At 71.7% G+C, this 18,067-nt stretch carries 16 protein-coding genes and 1 tRNA gene; 4 read left to right on the top strand and 13 right to left on the bottom strand.

What is annotated here, in order from left to right:
- Position 1: 1 nt before the first annotated feature.
- The 11 genes from narI to J2W21_RS11270 form a co-directional block, all read right to left on the bottom strand.
- Positions 2-751 (bottom strand): respiratory nitrate reductase subunit gamma, encoded by a 750-nt coding sequence (narI, locus tag J2W21_RS11320; protein ID WP_307114617.1) that lies wholly within the window; start codon positions 749-751, stop codon positions 2-4.
- Positions 751-1,443 (bottom strand): nitrate reductase molybdenum cofactor assembly chaperone, encoded by a 693-nt coding sequence (narJ, locus tag J2W21_RS11315; RefSeq protein WP_307114616.1) that lies wholly within the window; start codon positions 1,441-1,443, stop codon positions 751-753. The genes narI and narJ overlap by 1 nt, the downstream gene beginning before the upstream one ends.
- On the bottom strand, positions 1,430-3,121 hold the full coding sequence (gene narH / locus J2W21_RS11310; protein WP_307114615.1) for a nitrate reductase subunit beta: 1,692 nt from the start codon (positions 3,119-3,121) through the stop codon (positions 1,430-1,432). The genes narJ and narH overlap by 14 nt, the downstream gene beginning before the upstream one ends.
- Before the next feature lie 28 nt (positions 3,122-3,149).
- The gene (locus J2W21_RS11305) at positions 3,150-6,905 is read right to left on the bottom strand and encodes a nitrate reductase subunit alpha (protein ID WP_307114614.1); all 3,756 of its coding nucleotides are present in this window, start codon (positions 6,903-6,905) and stop codon (positions 3,150-3,152) included.
- A gap of 85 nt (positions 6,906-6,990) precedes the next feature.
- The gene (locus J2W21_RS11300; RefSeq protein WP_307114613.1) at positions 6,991-8,112 is read right to left on the bottom strand and encodes a hypothetical protein; all 1,122 of its coding nucleotides are present in this window, start codon (positions 8,110-8,112) and stop codon (positions 6,991-6,993) included.
- Positions 8,109-9,221, bottom strand: a complete 1,113-nt coding sequence (locus J2W21_RS11295) for a GNAT family N-acetyltransferase (RefSeq protein ID WP_307114612.1) — start codon at positions 9,219-9,221, stop codon at positions 8,109-8,111. The genes J2W21_RS11300 and J2W21_RS11295 overlap by 4 nt, the downstream gene beginning before the upstream one ends.
- 102 nt (positions 9,222-9,323) lie before the next feature.
- Entirely contained in the window at positions 9,324-10,031 is a 708-nt protein-coding gene (rplA, locus tag J2W21_RS11290) for a 50S ribosomal protein L1 (RefSeq protein ID WP_307114611.1), read from the bottom strand.
- 124 nt (positions 10,032-10,155) lie between these two features.
- On the bottom strand, positions 10,156-10,587 hold the full coding sequence (gene rplK / locus J2W21_RS11285; protein WP_066499596.1) for a 50S ribosomal protein L11: 432 nt from the start codon (positions 10,585-10,587) through the stop codon (positions 10,156-10,158).
- 156 nt (positions 10,588-10,743) lie between these two features.
- Positions 10,744-11,676 carry a transcription termination/antitermination protein NusG gene (nusG, locus tag J2W21_RS11280; protein WP_307114610.1) on the bottom strand — a complete coding sequence of 311 codons (933 nt, stop codon included), beginning with the start codon at positions 11,674-11,676 and terminating at the stop codon, positions 10,744-10,746.
- A 113-nt stretch (positions 11,677-11,789) separates the two neighbouring features.
- Complete coding sequence (gene secE / locus J2W21_RS11275; protein ID WP_307114609.1) at positions 11,790-12,050, bottom strand: preprotein translocase subunit SecE; 261 nt, start codon at positions 12,048-12,050, stop codon at positions 11,790-11,792.
- A 99-nt stretch (positions 12,051-12,149) separates the two neighbouring features.
- Positions 12,150-12,222, bottom strand: a tRNA-Trp gene (locus J2W21_RS11270).
- Positions 12,223-12,454: 232 nt separating this feature from the next.
- Between J2W21_RS11270 and J2W21_RS11265 the strand changes: the two genes are divergently transcribed.
- Complete coding sequence (locus J2W21_RS11265) at positions 12,455-13,660, top strand: pyridoxal phosphate-dependent aminotransferase (RefSeq protein ID WP_307114608.1); 1,206 nt, start codon at positions 12,455-12,457, stop codon at positions 13,658-13,660.
- Positions 13,661-13,740: 80 nt separating this feature from the next.
- Here J2W21_RS11265 and J2W21_RS11260 read toward each other — a convergent pair whose 3' ends face one another.
- Complete coding sequence (locus J2W21_RS11260; protein ID WP_307114607.1) at positions 13,741-14,400, bottom strand: LuxR C-terminal-related transcriptional regulator; 660 nt, start codon at positions 14,398-14,400, stop codon at positions 13,741-13,743.
- Complete coding sequence (locus J2W21_RS11255) at positions 14,397-15,674, bottom strand: ATP-binding protein (protein ID WP_307114606.1); 1,278 nt, start codon at positions 15,672-15,674, stop codon at positions 14,397-14,399. The genes J2W21_RS11260 and J2W21_RS11255 overlap by 4 nt, the downstream gene beginning before the upstream one ends.
- Positions 15,675-15,798: 124 nt before the next feature.
- Here J2W21_RS11255 and J2W21_RS11250 point away from each other — a divergent pair, with 124 nt between their 5' ends.
- The 3 genes from J2W21_RS11250 to J2W21_RS11240 are packed head-to-tail and all read left to right on the top strand — an operon-like array spanning position 15,799 to position 17,998.
- On the top strand, positions 15,799-17,289 hold the full coding sequence (locus tag J2W21_RS11250) for a PspC domain-containing protein (RefSeq protein WP_307114605.1): 1,491 nt from the start codon (positions 15,799-15,801) through the stop codon (positions 17,287-17,289).
- A gap of 1 nt (position 17,290) precedes the next feature.
- Entirely contained in the window at positions 17,291-17,632 is a 342-nt protein-coding gene (locus tag J2W21_RS11245) for a hypothetical protein (protein ID WP_307114604.1), read from the top strand.
- Between the two features lie 45 nt (positions 17,633-17,677).
- Positions 17,678-17,998 carry a PspC domain-containing protein gene (locus tag J2W21_RS11240; RefSeq protein WP_373423101.1) on the top strand — a complete coding sequence of 107 codons (321 nt, stop codon included), beginning with the start codon at positions 17,678-17,680 and terminating at the stop codon, positions 17,996-17,998.
- Positions 17,999-18,067: the final 69 nt, after the last annotated feature.

Below are 18,067 nucleotides of genomic sequence, written 5' to 3'. Positions count from 1 at the left end.
CTCAGCGGTCGCGGTCGCGGGTCCCTGTGGTCTCCCAGCCCCGCCGGGTCCCCCGGGCGCCGGGCGCCGCGCCCTCGTCGCGGGTGCGGTAGACGATGTAGGGGCGGAACAGGTAGTGGAACGGCGCCGTGAGCGCGTGGACGAGCCGGGTGAACGGCCACAGCGCGAACAGGACCATCCCCACCACGGTGTGCCACTTGAACTCCATCGGCGCCGCCGCCATCGACGCGACGTCCGGCTGGAACACGAACAGCGAGCGGAACCAGGGGCTCACGGTCTCGCGGTAGTCGAACGCGGCCGAGCCGGGCTGGGCTGCGGAGACGAGGGTGGTCCACACCCCGAGCGCGATCGCGCCGACGAGGAAGATGTACATGGCCTTGTCGTTGCGGGTGGTGGCCATGAAGACCGGACCGGTGCGGCGCCGCCGCACGATGAGCAGCACGATGCCGAGCAGTGTGGAGACCCCCGCGATGAGGCCCACGGACAGGGCGAGCCCGTGGTAGAGCGTCTCGGACATGCCGACCGCCTCGGTCCAGGACTTGGGGATCACGAGGCCCACGAAGTGCCCGGCGATGACGAACACGAGCCCGTAGTGGAACAGCGGCGACCCGATCCTCAGCAGTCGCGACTCGTAGAGCTGGGAGGAGCGGGTGGTCCACCCGAACTGGTCGTACCGGTACCGCCAGATGCTGCCGCCGACGAGGATCAGCACCATGAGGTAGGGGGCGACTCCCCAGAGCAGGACGTCCATCAGCGGGCCCCTTCTCGGAGTGCGGGTTTCGACTCCGCTGCGCTCCGCTCAACCACCGTGCTGGCCGCGGCCACCGTCGTCAGGGGCAGGAGGCGGGGATCGAACGGCTCGAGGCCCACCTGCTCGGCCGGGGGCGGCCCGGCGAGGGCCATCGCCTCGGCCCGGGTCGCCGGGGACGGGCCGGGCAGGGTCGCGCACACCGCCTCGAGCACGGGCGCGTAGACGGGAGCATCGGCGGCGAGCTCGAGCCGCAGGAGCTCGAGGCTGGCCCGGTACTCAGCTAGGAGGGACCGGCCCACGGCGTAGTCGACCCGGGCGGTGAACTCGAGGACGAGCGGGAGGAAGTCGGGCAGCTCGCCGCCGAGGTCCACGAGCCAGCCGCTGTCCCGGTACGTCTGCTTGAAGCGGGCCAGCGCCTCGCCGCGGCGCCGCGTGTCCCCGTCGGTCCAGTAGGTCAGGTGCAGGGCGTGACGACGGGAGAGGTCGAAGGTGTCCACGTAGCGGCGGCAGGCGACCGGCTCGGCGTCGTCCGCGATCTGCGCGGCGGTGGCCCCGAGGAGCCGCGGCAGCGGGCCCGGCTGCTCCGCGAGCGCCGCCCGAAGCGTGGGCAGCGCGTCCCGCACGCGGGCGTCCGGGTAGTCGAGCAGCACCGCGGCGGCGGCGTAGAGGACCCGGGCCTCAGTGGTCCGCATCGCCGTCTCCCTTCGGCGGGAAGATGCCCTCCGGGACGCCGCGGCCGTCCCAGTTGAGCAGGTTCACGCGCCCGCGGAGGGTCCCCGGCTGGACCTCGCCGTCGGAGCTCTGGCGCTGCTTGAGGGCGTGGAAGGTCTCGACGGCGACCGGCACGGGCCTGCCGCTGCCCTCGCCGAAGGAGTCCGAGGGGTACATGCCCGGTCCCTCCTCGAAGTCCAGCGAGCAGCCCATCTCCTCGAGGTTGTGGGCCTGCTCGACGTGCGCCTTCGGGATGACGTAGCGCTCGGCATACTTGGCGATGGCCATGAGCCGGTACATCTCCTGCATCGTCCGGCCGTCCATGCCGACGCTCTCGGCGATCGACTCGTCCGCGCCCGTGCCGAGGGAGATGCCCCGCATGTAGGCGCGCATGGCCGCGAGCCGGCGGAGCACGCCGTCGATGACCGCGGTGTCCCCGGCGGTGAACAGCTCGGCGAGGTACTCGGAGGGGATCCGCAGGGCGTCGATGGCGCCGAAGAGGGTGCCGGCGTCCTCGGCGTCGTGGCCCTGGCTGGAGAGCAGGTCCACGATCGGCGAGAGCGGCGGGACGTACCAGACCATCGGCATGGTGCGGTACTCGGGGTGCAGCGGCAGCGCGACCTGGTAGACCTTGGCGAGCTGGTAGATCGGCGAGCGCCGGGCCGCATCGAGCCAGTCCTCGGGGATCCCGTCCCGCCGGGCGGCGGCGATGACCTCCGGGTCGGAGGGGTCCAGGAGCAGGTCGAGCTGGGCCCGGTAGAGGTCCTGCGGGTCGGGGGTCGACGCCGCGGCGGTGACGGCGTCGACGTCGTACAGGAAGATGCCGAGGTACCGCAGCCGGCCCACGCACGTCTCGGAGCACACGGTCGGCAGGCCGATCTCGACGCGCGGATAGCAGAAGGTGCACTTCTCGGCTTTGCCGCTCTTGTGGTTGAAGTACATCTTCTTGTACGGGCAGCCGGTGATGCACTGGCGCCACCCGCGGCAGCGGTCCTGGTCCACGAGCACGATCCCGTCCTCGGCCCGCTTGTAGATCGCCCCCGAGGGGCACGAGGCCATGCACGAGGGGTTCAGGCAGTGCTCGCAGATCCGCGGCAGGTAGAACATGAACGTCTTCTCGAACTCGAACCTGATCTTCTCGCTGGCCTCTTCGCGCAGCTCCGCGCTGCGCCGCAGCTTGGCGACGATCGGGTCGAGTTCGCCCTTCTGCGGGGCGCCGCCGAGGTCGTCGTCCCAGTTCGCGCTCCACGTGACCTTGGTGTCCTCCCCCGTGATGAGGGACTTGGGCCGGGCCACCGGGAAGTCGTCCCCGAGCGGGGCCTCGATGAGGGTCCGGTAGTCGTAGGTCCAGGGCTCGTAGTAGTCCTCGAGTTCGGGCTGGACCGGGCTCGCGAAGATGCCCAGGAGCTTCTTGACGCGGCCGCCGCCCTTGAGCCGGAGCCTGCCGCGCCGGTTGAGCTCCCAGCCGCCGCGCCACCGCTCCTGGTCCTCGTACTGGCGCGGGTAGCCCTGCCCGGGGCGGGTCTCCACGTTGTTGAACCACACGTACTCGGTGCCCGCCCGGTTCGTCCACGCCTGCTTGCACGTGACCGAGCATGTGTGGCAGCCGATGCACTTGTCCAGGTTCATCACCATGCCCACCTGGGCCATGACCCTCATGGTGCCGCCTTCCGGATCGGGGTTCCCATCAGTACGTGACCTCCTGCGAACGCTTGCGGATCGTGCTGACCATGTCGCGCTGGTTGCCCGTCGGGCCGAGGTAGTTGAAGGCGTACGCGAGGTGCGCGTACCCGCCGACGAGGTGGGTCGGCTTGACCAGGAGGCGCGTCGCCGAGTTGTGGATCCCGCCGCGGCGGCCCGTTGCCTCGGACTTGGGCACATCGATGGTGCGCTCCTGGGCGTGGTAGACGTACACGACGCCGGCCGGCATGCGATGGCTCACGATCGCCCGCCCCACGAACACCCCGTTCGCGTTGACGCACTCGATCCAGTCGTTGTCCGAGACGTCGAGCGCCGCGGCGTCCTCGGCGCTCATCCAGCACGTGGGGCCGCCGCGGGAGAGCGAGAGCATGAACAGGTTGTCCTGGTACTCGGAGTGGATGGACCACTTGCTGTGCGGGGTGAGGAACCGGACCGTGACCTCCATGCCGTCCTGGCCGAGGCGGGGCTCGCCGAAGAGCCGGTGCATGTCCAGCGGGGGCCGGTAGATCGGCAGCGCCTCGCCGAGGTCGCGCACCCAGTCGTGGTCGAGGAAGAAGTGCATGCGCCCCGTGAGCGTGTGCCAGGGCTTGAGCCGCTCGACGTTGATCGTGAACGGGGCATACCTGCGCCCGCCGGTCTCGGAGCCTGACCACTCGGGCGAGGTGATGACGGGGACCGGGCCCGCCTGCGTGTCGGCGAAGCGGATCGCCTTCTCCTCCGAGCCCCCCGCGAGATCCGCGAGCCGCCGGCCGGTGCGCCGCTCGAGGTGCTTGAAGCCCTGGACCGCGAGCTCGCCGTTCGTGGTCCCGGAGAAGGTCAGGATCGCCTCGGCGAGCTTTGCGTCGGTGTCGATCGCCGGCAGGCCGGCCGCGACGCCGTGGGACATGACCCCGTTGGCATGGGCGAGCCGGTTGAGCGCGTGGTCGAGCTCGAACGTGACGCCCTTGACCGTGAATCCCTTCTCGGCCGCCAGGGGGCCGATGGCCGCGATCTTCTCCCCGATCGCGGTGTAGTCCCGCTCCACGACGGTCACCTGCGGCATCGTCGCGCCCGGCACCGCGGGAACGTCCGGATCCCGCCAGTCGCGCACCACTCCCCCGGGCTGGGCGAGCTGGCCCGGGGTGTCGTGCTGGAGGGGGACGGCAACCAGGTCCCGGCGCACGCCCAGGTGCGTCCGGGCCTGCCGGGAGAACTCCTGCGCGAGGAGGTGGAACATCTCGAAGTCCGTCTTCGTCTCCCACGGCGGGTCGATCGCCGGGCTGAACGCGTGCACGTACGGGTGCATGTCGGTCGAGGAGAGGTCGTGCTTCTCGTACCAGGTCGCGGCGGGGAAGACGACGTCGGAGAGCAGCGTCGTGGAGGTCATGCGGAAGTCCGCGGACATCAGCAGGTCGAGCTTGCCCTCGGGCGTCTGCTCGTGCCAGGCGACGTCCCGGGGTCGCGGCATGCCCGGTTCGAGCTGGGTGCCCATGACGTTGTGGTGCGTGCCGAGCAGGTTCTTGAGGAAGTACTCGTTGCCCTTGGCCGAGGAGCCGAGGAGGTTCGACCGCCACAGCACGAGGGTGCGCGGCCAGTTCTCGGGCGCGTCGACGTCCTCGATCGCCGAGCGCAGGGTGCCGCCCTTGAGCTGGGCGGCCACGTACGCGGCCTCGGACTCCGCGACGCCGGCCTCGACGGCCGCGACGGCCTCGTCCGCGACGTCGAGGGGGCTGCGGCCGAACTGCGGATAGAACGGCATCCAGCCGAGGCGCGCCGACTGGGCGATGGCATCCGCGGTATGCATGCCCTCGAGGTTCCCCTCCGCGAGGGGGGAGATGAGCGAGGCGGCCGAGTAGCCGTCGTTGCGCCACTGCCCGGTGTGCATGTACCAGTACGAGGTGCCCGTCATGGTCCGCGGCGGCCGCGACCAGTCGAGCGCGTTCGCGAGCGAGACCCACCCCGTGAGCGGCCTCGTCTTCTCCTGGCCCACATAGTGCGCCCACCCGCCGCCGTTGCGGCCCATCGAGCCGGTCAGGAGCAGGAGCGAGAGGACGGCGCGGTATGTCACATCGCCGTGGAACCACTGGCAGATGCCCGCGCCCATGATCACCATGGACCGGCCGCCCGACTGCTCGGCGTTGCGGGCGAACTCCCGCGCGATCCGCTCGCACTGGGCCATCGGGACGTTGGTGATGCCCTCCTGCCACGCCGGGGTGTAGGGCGCGGACGCGTCGCCGTACCCCTCGGGCCACTCCCCCGGCAGCCCGGGGCGGCCCACGCCGTACTGGGCGAGCATGAGGTCGAACACGGTGGTGACCGTCTTCCCGGCGACCGCGCGCACGGGGACGCCCCGCCGCAGCACCGAGCCGGTGCCGTCGGCCGCCTCGAAGCACGGCAGCATCACCTCGGCGGCGTCCCGGACGGACGACGGCGAGGCGGGGCCGCCGCCGTCGGCCTCCTGGCGCGGGTGCAGGGTCAGCAGCGGGTCTACGTCGCCCAGATCGAGGTTCCAGCGCCCCTCGTCGGTGGAGTTGTAGCGGAAGCCGATGGAGCCATTCGGCACCACCGGGGCGCCGGTGGCCGCGTCCAGCAGGACGGTCTTCCACGCGGCGTCGGCCTCATCCTCGTGGCCCGGGACGTCGGCGGCGGTGAGGAACTTGCCGGGCACGAGGCCGGTCCCGTCCGGCGAGGGGACGAGCGTGACGAGGAACGGCAGGTCGGTGTAGCGCTTGGCGAAGTCGGTGAAGAACGGCACCTCGCGGTCCGCGTAGAACTCCTTGAGGATCACGTGCCCCATCGCCATCGCGAGGGCCGCGTCCGTGCCCGCCTGCGGCGCCATCCACTCGTCCGCGAACTTGGTGTTGTCCGCGTAGTCGGGGCTGACCGTGACCACCTTGGTGCCCCGGTAGCGGACCTCGGCCATCCAGTGCGCATCCGGCGTGCGGGTGACCGGCACGTTGGAGCCCCACATCATGAGGTAGGTCGAGTCCCACCAGTCGCCGGACTCGGGGACGTCCGTCTGGTCCCCGAAGACCTGCGGACTCGCCACGGGCAGGTCCGCGTACCAGTCGTAGAAGCTCGTCATGACCCCGCCGATGAGCTGGATGAAGCGCGTGCCCACGCAGTGGCTCACGATCGACATCGCCGGGATGGGGGAGAAGCCCGAGCAGCGGTCCGGGCCGTAGGCCTTGATCGTGTGGACGTGCGCCGCGGCGGCGATCTCGACCGCCTCGGCCCAGCTCGCGCGCACGAGGCCGCCCTTGCCGCGGGCCTGCTGGTACCGGCGGCGCCGCTCGGGGTCCGAGACGATGTCCGCCCACGCGGCCACCGGATCGCCGAGACGCTGCTTGGCCTCGCGGTACATCTCCAGCAGCGGCCCGCGCACGTACGGGTAGCGGACCCTGGTCGGCGAGTACGTGTACCAGGAGAACGCGGCGCCGCGCGGGCAGCCCCTCGGCTCGTACTCGGGCCGGTCAGGGCCAACGGAGGGGTAGTCGGTCTGCTGCGACTCCCACGTGATGATGCCGTCCTTGACGTACACCTTCCACGAGCACGATCCGGTGCAGTTGACGCCGTGGGTCGAGCGGACCACCTTGTCGTGGCTCCATCGGTCCCGGTAGAACACGTCGCCCGCGCGGCCGCCCTCTCGGAAGACCGCCCTGGCGTCGTCTGTCTCCTCCCACCGCGTGAAGAAGCGCCCCATCGCGAGCATCGCGTCGGAGGCACTGCCATCGAGCCCTGGTCGGATCGGTCCGGCTGCCATGGGCCACACTCTAGGGAGGCCCCGAGCGGCCCGTGAAGGGGACGTCTGCTAGCGAAGGGAAATATGCGCTAATCCGAGGCGGATTTCAGGACGCGACGTCCTCGTGCCGCACGTCCTCGACCGCGGCCGCGACGTTGCGCGTGAAGAGGACGAGCCAGGCCAGCACGACGCCGGCGATCACGAGCTCCATCGCGGTCATGTTGTAGTACCCGAGCGGCCACCAGAGCATGACCGAGACCACGGCCGCGCCCAGCAGTGCGTAGCCTGCCGCGTAGAACGTCCGGCTGAGCCCCGGGACCCACGCCGGGGTCCGGACGAGGAGCAGCGTGAAGGCCGCGGCCATGGACGTCGCCATCGTGTTGTGCGCCCCCATGAACACGTCCACGGGAATGAGGCCGGTGCACACGAGGAGGGCACCCATCAGCACCAGGCACGTCAGCAGCGGCCGCTCACGCGTGGGGGCGGTGGCAAGGCCGGCCCGCCTCCGGTGTGCATCGAGGGCGCGCAGGTCGCGCGTCATGTACTCCGCGAGGAGCGCGATCACGACCCCGGCCGTCACGAGGGTCGCGTTGAAGGCCAGCGCCACCCCGTAGTCGGCGGCGCCGAGCACGCTGAAGTTGACCTCCCACCAGTTGGAGCGGCTCGTCGTCACCATCGAGGTGAGGATCCCTGCGCCCAGGAAGGTCGCGAGGAGGTTCGAGAGCGCGTAGCTGTCCATGCGCGAGCCCGACTGGTAGGCGGTGTAGGCCGCGAGCGCCGCCGACACAGCGGTCAGGAGGGACGCCGCGAAGGTGTCCAGCGTCAGCCCCGTGAACGCGCGCTGGAAGATCTGGAAGCTGGCCCACGCGACCATGAACGCGATCGCGGCCTGCGCGAACGCGAGGGCCACGGTGCCCAACAGCCGCCGCCATAGCGGCCGGTCGGCGAGCCAGCGCCGGTCCGGATCGGCGTACGAGAGACGGTAGGCGACCGGGAAGGCGAGGAGGGCCGCGGCCCCGGCCACGAGTGCGGCGACGTCCCCCACGCCGTGGTCTCCCGAGAGCGCGGGCCGGCGCCCGGCGAACGCGACGAGCGCCAGCGCCAGGCCCGCCGCCGCTGCCACGAGGCCCGTGGCGAGCGCCCGCGCCTCCACCGCTGTGGCGGTCGGCTCGGGCCGCAGCCGCTCGCGCGGCGGCCGCTGCGCGGGCTCGGCACCGCGGCGGTTCACGGCAGGCTCCGGTACCACTCGCCATCGTGCCCGGCGGGGCGGAAGCCGATGGCCTCGTTGATCGCGAGCATGTGCGCGTTCTCCTCGGCGTTGAAGGTCACGACCTTCCGCGCGGCCGGGTACTTGGCGCGGTACTGGGCGAGGTTCGCGAGCTTGATCCACATCCCGAGGGACCGGCCGCGGTGGCCGCTGGCCACCAGCGTGTCGTCCTGGTCCGCGACGGCCTCCTTGCCGCGGCGGACCCACAGCGAGGTGTAGGCGGCGAATCGCCCGGTGACCCGGTGGCGCGCAGCCGCGTACAGCGGCACCGTCCCGGCCTCGGCGAGCATGCGGTCCAGCGCCGCGACGCGCTCGGCGTCCCACACCGCGGCGTCGGTCCGCGACTCCCCCTGGGGCGCGTCCACCGACATGCGGGCGAACAGCTCCGCCATCCCCGCCCGGTGCTCTGGCGGGACGCCCTCCCACGTCATGAGCTCGTACTCCTCCGACGCCCTCGCGGAGGCCGCCGCCGCGAGGGCCGGCCACGCGCCGTCGTGCGCCGCGAGGTCCAGCTCGCTGAAGCGCACCACCTGGTTCAGCGAGAACCCGGCCGCGCGGGCGAACCGCACCGGCCGCTCCCCGACGGCGAGGGCCCCCGTGCCGGTCGAGGGCACCACCGCGCCGGGATCGGCCGGGGTCGCGCCGACGCCGGTCCGGCGCGAGGCAGGGACGGGGTGCTCGGTGAACGCATCCACGACGGTGCGGCCCCGACGTCGTGCCTCCTCGAGGGCGGCCTCCAGCAGGGCCCGTCCCAGCCCCCGTCGCGAGAACTCGTCCAGGACCTCGGCGCGGACGGTGGCCCGGTCCCGGTCTTCCTTGAGGGAGACCCGGCACCAGGCGCGGCCGGCCATCCGCCCGCCCGCGCGGGCGAAGAGCAGGACCGTCTCGTCGTACGGCGAGTCCCGCCACACCCGCAGCCGGTACTCCGGCGGCGAACAGCGGTCCTCGTGGCCCCAGATCTGCCGCTGCACGGCGTCCGTGAGGCGCGAGAACTCCAAGAACTCCTCGGCCCCCGGCCCCGCGAGGCTCGGGGGCAGGCGCAGCCGCTCGATGCGGTAGTCAGCGCTCATGTGCGCCAGTCTAGCCGCGCTCCGACCGGCCGCGCGGGAACGCACGAGGGCCCCCTTCCACAGCGGGAAGGGGGCCCTCGTCAGGGGTGCGAGTGAGCCGGGTCAGCCCTCGATGATCACCTTGGTGGCGTTCGGGTCGACCGGGACGCCGGGGCCGAACGTCGTGGCGACGGTGGCCTTCTGGATGTAGCGGCCCTTCGAGGCGGACGGCTTGAGGCGGAGCACCTCGTCGAGCGCGGCCGCGTAGTTCTCGGCGAGCTGACGCGCGTCGAACGAGGTCTTGCCGATGATGAAGTGCAGGTTCGAGTGCTTGTCGACGCGGAAGTCGATCTTGCCGCCCTTGATCTCGTTCACGGCCTTGGCCACGTCCGGGGTCACCGTGCCGGTCTTCGGGTTCGGCATGAGGTTGCGCGGGCCGAGGATCTTGCCGAGGCGGCCGACCTTGCCCATGAGCTCCGGGGTGGCAACGGCGGCGTCGAAGTCCGTCCAGCCGCCCTGGATGCGCTCGATCAGGTCGTCCGAGCCCACCACGTCGGCGCCGGCGGCCTCGGCGGCCGCCGCCTTGTCGCCGGTCGCGAACACGACGACGCGGGCGGTCTTGCCCGTGCCGTGCGGGAGGATGACCGTGCCGCGGACCATCTGGTCCGCCTTGCGCGGGTCGACGCCGAGGCGGAACGCGACCTCAACGGTCGCGTCCGTCTTCGACGGGTTGATCTCCTTGGCCAGGGCGACGCCCTCGGCCGGTGCGTAGACCTTGCCGGCCTCGATCTTCTCGGCCGCTGCCTGGTATGCCTTGCTGCGCTTTGCCATGCTGCTCTTGATCTCCTTGTGCAGGTGTGGTCATTGTGGGCCGCGCTCGGCCCTGCCACGGACTTCTCAGGTGGGGCGATGGCCCCGGTGGTTGAGCGGAGCCGAAACCCCGGTCAGTGAGGGTCTAGCCCTCGACGGTGATGCCCATGGAGCGGGCGGTGCCGGCGATGATCTTCTTCGCGGCCTCGACGTCGTTCGCGTTGAGGTCCTCGAGCTTGGTCTTGGCGATCTCCTCGACCTGGGCGTCGGAGAGCTTGGCGACCTTCACGGTGTGCGGGGTCGCGGAGCCCTTCTGGACGCCCGCAGCCTTCTTGATCAGCTCGGCGGCCGGCGGGGTCTTGGTGATGAACGTGAAGGAGCGGTCCTCGTAGACCGTGATCTCCACGGGGATGACGTTGCCGCGCTGGGATTCCGTTGCGGCGTTGTACGCCTTGCAGAACTCCATGATGTTCACACCGTGCTGGCCGAGCGCAGGACCGATCGGCGGGGCCGGGTTGGCGGCGCCTGCCTGGATCTGCAGCTTGATGAGGCCGGTGACCTTCTTCTTGGGAGCCAATGTAGGGTCCTTTTCTTCCTTACGCTTCCTGGAGCAGCAGGAGCGCCGCCCAGGTGGTGACCGCCATGGCGAGGCAGTCCACCGCCCCGGCACCGGTAGGCATCCGGTCCCGGGGCGAAGTCTTCAATTGTACGGCCCGCGCCGCTGTGCAGCGTCCTAGATCTTCGCGACCTGGTTGAACGCCAGCGTCACGGGGGTCTCGCGCTCGAAGATCGAGACGAGGACCACGAGGGTCTGCGACTCGGGCTTGATCTCCGAGATGGTCGCCGGGAGGGTCTCGAACGGGCCCTCCTTGACGATGACCGACTCGCCGACCTCGAAGTCGACGGCGACCGGGGCGGCCTGGGCCTTCTGGCCCGCCTTGCCCGCGGCCTTCGCCTCGGCGGCCTGCTCCTGCTCGAACACCGGGGCGAGCATCGAGAAGACCTCGTCGAGGGTCAGCGGGACCGGATTGTGGGCGTTGCCCACGAAGCCGGTGACGCCCGGGGTGTGGCGGACGGCGCCCCACGAGGCGTCGGTGAGGTCCATGCGCACGAGCACGTAGCCCGGGATGCGGACCCGGTTCACGATCTTGCGCTGGGCGTTCTTGATCTCGACGACTTCCTCCATCGGGACCTGGATCTCGAAGATGTAGTCTTCCATGTCCAGCGTCTGGATGCGGGTCTCGAGGTTCGACTTCACGCGGTTCTCGTAGCCCGCGTAGGAGTGGATGACGTACCAGTCGCCCGGCTGGCGGCGCAGCTTGGCCCGGAAGTCCTCGGCAGCCTTCGCGGCGGCCTCGGCCGGGTCGATCTCCTCGGCGGCCTCCGCGCCCTCGGCGACGTCCTCGCCCGCGGGGGCGGCGTCGTCGTGCGCGGCCTCCTCGGCGGGGGCGGCCTCCTCAGCCGGAACCTCCTCGGCCTCCTCAGCCGGAGCCTCCTCGGCCTCGGCCGGGGCTGCGGACTCGGCCGCGTCGGAGAGGACCTCGTCGTCGCCGGCCTCGTCGTGGGAAGCGGCAGGGGCAACGGGCGCAGCGGCGTCGGAGAAGGCCGGCTCGAATGCCGACTCCTCGTGCTCGGTCCCGCGATCCTCGAGCTCGTGCTCAGACACTTAGTCTCCTGCTTTCCTCGTGCGACTTACTCGTTGCGACTTAAATGGCTCATCCGCACACCCTGCCCCGTCCCGGTCTCCCGGTTCCGGGCCAGAAGTCTGCGGACCCAGGCCTACTTGGTGGTGGACGTCCCGCCGAAGACCCAGCCGACGCCGGTCCCGAAGAGGAAGTCGAGGACGAACACGACCACCATCATCACTATGACGAACCCCAGCACCACGAGCGTGTAGTTCAACAGCTCCTGACGGGTCGGCGTGACGACCTTGCGGAGCTCGCCGATCACCTGCCGGACGAAGAGCGCGATCCGGCCGAAGAAGCCAAGCTTCCTGGCCTGCTTGGGGCGGCCCGAACTGCTTGAAGCTGTTTCGGTCAACCGATTCCTCGCTCACTCGCTCTGCCCGCAGGACTTCCCCGCCGGATCCGTTCTGTGGGTGCTGGAACAACCCGGACGGAGCCGGGCTGCGTTCCTGCGCAGGGCAGACAGGACTCGAACCTGCAACCTGCGGTTTTGGAGACCGCTGCGCTACCAATTGCGCCACTGCCCTTCGGTGGAAACCACCTGACGGCGGAATCGCCGTGGACTACCTTACCAAGGATCCCGCGGGGCCGCGCCCAGCAGCATCCCGGCAGAGGAGACCACGCGCCGTTTCCGGCGCCGAGGATCAAGTCTACGCACAATCGCGGCCGCCGTCGAACCGGGCCGCGGCCGGCCAGTCACGGCCGGGCGCGAGCGCCTAGAGTGGGTACCACCAGCCTCCCGAGAAGAAGGAATGCCCCATGACCTCCGCCCGCGTCTCCCAGCGCATCGGATCCATCGCCGAATCCGCCACCCTGGCCGTCGACGCGAAGGCGAAGGCCCTCAAGGCCGCGGGGCGCCCTGTGATCGGGTTCGGAGCCGGCGAGCCCGACTTCCCGACGCCGCAGTACATCGTCGACGCCGCCATCGAGGCGGCCCGCCAGCCGCGGTTCCACCGGTACTCCCCCGCCGGGGGCCTGCCCGAGCTCAAGGCGGCCATCGCCGCCAAGACCAAGCGGGATTCCGGCTACGAGGCCGAGCCGTCCCAGGTGCTCGTCACCAACGGCGGCAAGCAGGCCGTCTACAACACGTTCGCGACGCTGCTCGACCCGGGCGACGAGGTGCTGCTCCCCACCCCGTACTGGACCACCTACCCTGAGGCCATCCGCCTCGCCGGCGGCGTCCCGGTCGAGGTCTTCGCCGGGCCCGAGCAGGGGTACCTCGTCACCGTGGACCAGCTCGAGGCCGCGCTCACCGAGCGCACCAAGATCCTGCTGTTCGTCTCGCCGTCCAACCCCACCGGGGCCGTGTACTCCCCCGAGCAGGTCAAGGAGATCGGCCAGTGGGCCGCGTCCAAGGGCCTGTGGGTGGTTACCGACGAGATCTACGAGCACCTCACGTACGACGGTGTGCCGTTCACCTCGATCGCGACCGCGGCCCCGGAGCTCGGGGACAAGGTCGTGGTCCTCAACGGCGTCGCCAAGACCTACGCGATGACCGGCTGGCGTGTGGGCTGGATGATCGGCCCCGCCGATGTCATCAAGGCCGCCACGAACCTGCAGTCGCACGCGACCAGCAACGTGGCCAACGTCTCGCAGATGGCGGCCCTCGCCGCTGTCTCGGGCCCCCTCGACGCGGTCGAGGAGATGAAGGTCGCGTTCGACCGCCGGCGCAAGACGATGGTGGGCATGCTCTCCGCCATCGAGGGCGTGAACTGCCCGACGCCGAAGGGTGCCTTCTACGTCTACCCGGACGTGCGCGGGATCCTCGGCAGGGAGATCGCCGGGATCCGCCCGGCCACCTCGGCCGAGCTCGCCGCCCTCATCCTCGACAAGGTCGAGGTGGCGATCGTGCCCGGCGAGGCCTTCGGCCCGAGCGGGTTCGTCCGCCTCTCCTACGCGCTCGGCGACGACGACCTCGCCGAGGGCGTGGGCCGTATCCAGGAGCTCCTCGGGACCGCCAAGTAGGGCCCTCCCCCTTCCTGAAGCACGACGGCGGTGGCGCGCCTCCCGCGGGAGGCGCGCCACCGCCGTCGTACGTCGGGGGGCTACCAGATGCGGCGGTCGGCGGCCCAGCGGGAGAGCTCGTGGCGGTTGGTGAGCTGGAGCTTGCGCAGCACGGCGGAGACGTGGGTCTCGACCGTCTTGACCGAGATGAACAGCTCCTTCGCGGTCTCCTTGTAGGAGTACCCGCGGGCGATCAGCCGCATGACGTCGAGCTCGCGGGCGGAGAGCTTGTCGAGCTCGTCGTCGGCCACGGACTGGGTCCCGAACGCGTCGAGGACGAACCCCGCGAGGCGGGGCGAGAAGACGGCGTCGCCGTCCGCGACGCGCAGCACGGCGTCGGTGATCTCGCGGCCCGAGGCGGTCTTCGTGACGTAGCCGCGGGCGCCTGCGCGGATGACGGAGACGACGTCCTCGGCCGCGTCGGAGACGCTCAGGGCGAGGAAGCGCACAGACTGCAGGAGCGGCGCGCAGCGCGTGAGGACCTCGCGCCCTCCCCCGCCGAGGCCGCCCGGAAGGTGGACGTCCAGGAGGACGACGCGCGGCCGCAGCTGCTCGATCGCCTCGACGGCGCCCTCGACGGTCCCGGCCTCGCCCACCACGCGCACGCGCTCGTCGAGATCGGCCTTCAGCCCCGAGCGGAAGATGGTGTGGTCGTCCACGATGACGACGTCCACGGGCTCCGCGCCCTGTCCTGTGCTCATGTCTCCTCCGTCCTGGGCAGCCGCAGCCGCACCTCGGTGCCGTCCGGCCCGCTCACGATCGTCGCCTCGCCTCCGTGCCGGCGCATGCGCCCCACGATGGACTCCCGCACGCCGAGCCTGTCCTCCGGCACCGCGTCCGGGTCGAAGCCGTCGCCCCGGTCCTTGACGAAGACCTCGGTGGCGTCCCTGCCAGTCTCCGCGTAGACCGAGACGGGGCCGGCGCCGTGGCGGACCGCATTGAGCATCGCCTCGCGGGCGGCCTGCAGGAGGGCGTCCTGGCGGTCGCGGGCCGCGGTGCCGCCGGTCCGGGTGGCCTCGGGCTCGCCGACCGTGACGACCTCGATCGGGACGCCGTGCAGGTCCTCGACCTCGCCCGCGAGCGCGGCGATCCGGTCCGCGAACGTTCCCTCCCCGCTGCGGGAGTCACGGTAGAGCCACTCGCGCAGTTCGCGCTCCTGGGCGCGGGCGAGCCGGATCACGTCTGCCTCGCTGCCGGCGCGGCGCTGGATGAGGGCCAGGGTCTGCAGGACCGAGTCGTGCAGGTGGGCGGCGATCTCTGCCCGCTCCTCCTCGCGCACGCGCGCCGCCCGCTCGGCGCCCAGCTCGCGCCAGAACTTCACGCCCCAGGGCAGCAGCACGAGGGCCACCCCGGCGAGCACGGCGAACGAGGCCAGCAGCGCCATCCCCAGCACATTCCACTGGCTCCCCGATACCGCGAGGGTCACGCCCGCCACGACGAGCGCGATCCCCGCCCCGAGGCGCAGCCAGCCCGTCCAGCGCTCGGTCCCCGCGCCGCGGACGAGCCGCTCGCGCCGCGCCTCGTCGAGCTGCATCCAGGCCAGCGCGGCGCCGCCGAGGATGGCGGCGACCGGAACGATCGTGTCCAGCGGCACCTGCACCCCGATGAGGGAACCGCCCAGCGCCACCGCACCGAGGAGGAGGACGATGCCGAGCAGCACCTCGCGCGCGTACCGCGGCACGTGGGGGGCGGGCCTGGGCGCCGCCGGGGCAAGGACCGGCTCGGACACCGCGGGGGCGATCGGCGACGCGGGGCGGCGGGCGGCACGGCGCTCCGCCTCGGCCGCCGTCGGCACCATGACCCACAGCCAGCCGTAGAGGACGATCCCGGCCCCGCCGAGGATCGCGGCGCCGGCCATGATCCAGCGCACCACGTCGGTGCGCATCCCCAGATGCCGCGCGAGGCCGGAGCACACCCCTGCAATGAGGCGGTCCTCTCCCCGAACGAGGGGAGGACGGACGGGCACGGCGTTCATGCATCCATCCAAGCACTGTTGCCTGCCCTCAGGGGGCCCGCGCCCCCGTTCCCGGGGTCCGTTCAGGGTTCGTTCAGGGTCTCCCCCCATGGGTGCGCGCGGGGCGCGGCGGAAGGATGGAGGCATGAGCACCGAACAGTCCCCCGGCGAGCAGCCGGACCCCCTTCCGCAGCCCGGACCCGAGGCGCGCCCCACCCCGGGCGGCACGGGCCCTGCACCCCGCCCGCTCCCGCCCCGCGGGGGCGACTTCTTCGGCTGGATCCGCGGACTCGGAGTCGTCCGCGGCGGCGACCGCTGGATGGGCGGGGTCGCGAGCGGCCTCGCCCACCGGTGGGGCGTCGACCCCATCCTGGTCCGCGGCCTCTTCATCGTCGCCGCGATCTTCCTCGGCGTCGGCGTCCTCGCCTACGGGCTCCTGTGGCTCCTCCTGCCCGAGCCGGACGGCCGCATCCACGCCCAGGAGGCAGCCCATGGCCGCTGGACGGCGGGCATGACCGTCGGCGTCATCGTCACGATCATCGGCCTCGGCGGCGCACGGGCCGGGTTCTGGTTCGGCGACCGCGGCATCGGCGGGGCCTTCTGGGGCCTGTTCTGGGTCGCCGTGGTGGGCTTCGGCATCTACAGCGCCGTGCGCGGGAGCCGGAGGCGTTCCGCGTATCGGAACGCCGAGGCCCACGGCGCCGGCGCGCCCGTGCCGCCGGCGCAGCGGCAGGGTCCTTCCACCCCGGCCCCCGGAGGGCAGCAGGGCAGTCCCTTCGCTGCAGGCGTGCCCAGCGCCGGCGACGCGGCCTACACCAAGCCGGGGACACCGCCGTCGTACGGCGAGGCGACCCCCGCCGGCGACGGGGTCCCCTACTACGGGACCCCGCAGTCCGAAGTGAGCCCCCCGGCCCCGCCGTACTACGGCGGTGCGTACTACGGCGGCTCGTCCTACAGCGGCCCCCACTACGCCGGTGCCTATGCCCCGGTCCGGACCGTGCCGCGCCCACCACGGCGGCCCCGCCCCACCGCCCCGTACCTGCTCGTGGTCCTCGGCGCAGCGGCGCTCGCCGCCGGCTCCCTCGGTGCCCTCATCGCCACCGGCGTCCTCCCGCTCACCACGGGGGCGGTCTGGACCGCCGTCGCGGTGGTCCTCGGCCTCGGCATCCTCGTCTCCGGCCTCCGCGGACGCCGGGCCGGGATCCTGACGCTCTTCGCCATCCTCGCGCTCGTCGGCAGCGCCGTCTCGCAGGGAGCCGACCGGCTCGCGAGTGTGCACTCCCTCCCGGTCGCCTTCTCCCCCACGAGCCTGCAGGAGGCCACGAAGGGCTACGACATCGCCATGTCGACCGGCAGCCTTGACCTCTCCCGCCTCGACAGCGCCGGCCCGCTCGCCGAGGAGACCCAGGTCCCCGTCAAGGCCACGATGAGCAATCTGACGATCACCGTGCCGAAGGACGTGCCCGTCGAGGTGCGCACGTCCGCAACGCTCGCGGGTGTCACGACGAACGGCCAGAAGGCCACCGGCATGAGCCGGCACGACACCACCACCTACAACTCCGGCAGACCCGGGCCACGGCTCGTCGTCGAACTCGACGCCACCCTGAGCTCGGTCACCGTCAACGAGGAGCACTGAGATGAGCACCCAGCAGCAGAGCCGGCCCGAGGTTTCCGGCCCGGCCGTCGGAACGATCGTGTGGGGAGCAGTGGTGATCGTCATGGGGGCGCTCATGTTCGCCAACCGCCTCGGCTGGCTGACGATCGATCCCGGCTACGCGGCCGCGGGAGTCCTGCTCCTGGCCGGGCTGGGCCTCGTGGTCGGCGGCGTGCTCGCCGCGCGGCGGCGCAGGGCCCTCCCGGACGACGACGCAGCGGGCGCCCCCGGCGAGCCTGGCTCCCACCAGGCCGCGCCCGCCCCCCGCCCGAGCCCGTACGAGACTCCGGGGCCTCGCGGCGAGGGCCCGGGAACGACAGACTGAAGACCAGCAGCATCCCATCAACCCTTCACACCCTAGGGAGAGACCATGGACAAGTTCTTCGACTCACTCCGCTCGATGGGCCTCAAGCGCGGCCCGCGGCGCATCATCGGCGGCGTGCTCGGCGGCATCGCCGACAGGCTCAACGTCGACCCCGCCTTCGTGCGGATCGTCTTCGTCATCCTCTGCCTCCTCCCCGGGCCCGCGGTGCTCGTCTACCTCGTGGCCTGGATCGTGATCCCGGACCAGGACGGCCGGATCATCCTCGAGGAGTGGGTCCGGCCCAAGGGCGTCGGCCCCGGCGGCCCGGGCGCAGGCCCCGTGGGGCCCGGCGCGGGCGGCCCCGGCGCAGGAGGCCCGGCCGCGTGAGCTGACCCCCTGAGATGGCCCGCAGCGGCGGCCGCTCCGTCATGGAGCGGCCGCCGCTGCCTGTGGCGT

The sequence above is a fragment of the Sinomonas atrocyanea genome (genome assembly GCF_030811715.1).
In the GTDB taxonomy this organism is placed as follows: Bacteria; Actinomycetota; Actinomycetes; order Actinomycetales; family Micrococcaceae; genus Sinomonas; species Sinomonas atrocyanea_A.
The sequence above is the reverse complement of the archived record's forward strand: the minus strand, read 5'-3'. Positions and strand labels throughout refer to the sequence as shown.